General features: G+C 43.7%; 1 protein-coding gene and 1 pseudogene. Both read left to right on the top strand.

The window, feature by feature from the left end; all coding sequences use genetic code 11:
- Window positions 1–218 precede the first annotated feature (218 nt).
- Window positions 219–490: pseudogene (gene dhiT / locus EIZ48_RS28245) on the top strand (type II toxin-antitoxin system toxin DhiT).
- A complete protein-coding gene (gene dhiA / locus EIZ48_RS28250; protein WP_160658719.1) occupies window positions 484–1,008 on the top strand; it encodes a type II toxin-antitoxin system antitoxin DhiA in 525 nt (174 codons plus the stop codon). Before dhiT ends, dhiA begins: the two are co-directional and overlap by 7 nt.
- Window positions 1,009–1,250 lie beyond the last annotated feature (242 nt).

The raw sequence follows: 1,250 nt of genomic DNA on the forward strand, positions 1-1,250 counted from the left end.
ACGCTGAGAGTTTGGCGGTCAAGTAGGAAGGTCGCATGTGGAAATGCCTAACAAGGCAATCAAGGTGACCCGTTACACTCGGCGGTTTTGGTATGAAGTTCAGTGTGCTTTGTTAGTTTCGTGCGGGGCACCTTATCGCAAGCGTTATATACTCTTTTCTTTGTCTCCCTTAAGAGACGGTGCTATAGTTTGCTCATGACAAGGCTATAGAGGTTCATATGCCTGAAATTGATGTATTGTTGGGGCTTTCGTTCTGTATGTATTTCTTTGATAACAAGCAGCACAAACTCCCTCATGTCCATGTGAAATATGGCGGCTATGAACTTATCGTAGCGATAGAAACAGCTGAAAGTTTAGAAGGTTACCTTCCGAATAAGCAGCGAAAACGAGCAGAAGCACACATTGCCGACAACCGTGAAAAACTAATGCAAATGTGGGCGAAAGCTGTCAACGGCGAAAATCCAGGTAAGCTATAGGTGACGTATGCTAAAAGTAATTGATGTTGATTGGTTGGAAGGCTTCAAGCTTGAGCTAACGTTTAGTGATGGCTTTTGTGGTGAAGTTGACCTCGAAGAAATTTTTCAGAAACCTGCTTTCAAATCAGTAAGTGACTTCAAACGATTCGCTTTACGTAGTGATGGTTCATTGGATTGGGAAGGGGTTGATCTACCTGCAAGTGTTCTTCGTGAGTTAGCTGTAGGTAGTTATGTTGATTCCCCTCTGAATCTCATAAATGTTCAAGAGATGGAACAAATCATCAAACAGGCTGCTTGGGACTCAATGAAAGAAGGGCGAGTAGATATCCTTCAAGCTGCTATTCGTTCATATGTTGAGTTTTTCGGCCATAGTCAGGTAGTTGAACGAGCCGGCATAAAGAGTCGTACAAGTGCATATAAATCATTAAAACCAGAGACATCCCCGAATTTTGGTACTTTGGTACAGCTTGGGCATGCTGTGATTGAGATAGCTCAAGACCAGGCCAAATCCGCGAACGCTCCTCGTATATAACAAAGGCATCAAGTGTGACGCATTACACTCGGCGGTTTTGGTAGGGAGTTAGGTGCGCTTGGCGAGTTCATCGTGGCGCACCTTATGCCCGACGCTTGTGAATCCCCACAAAATACCTTTGTAGTTCAATAAGTAGACACGCACCTTACCTTCTGATCTAATGAATTCACCACAAACACAAAAGATTGAAAGCAAGATGCGTGATATTCAAATTCTACACGAGTCGCTGGAAAAACAATGCC

Origin of the sequence: Photobacterium alginatilyticum (genome assembly GCF_009910675.1) — a bacterium.
GTDB classification, from domain to species: Bacteria; Pseudomonadota; Gammaproteobacteria; order Enterobacterales; family Vibrionaceae; genus Photobacterium; species Photobacterium alginatilyticum.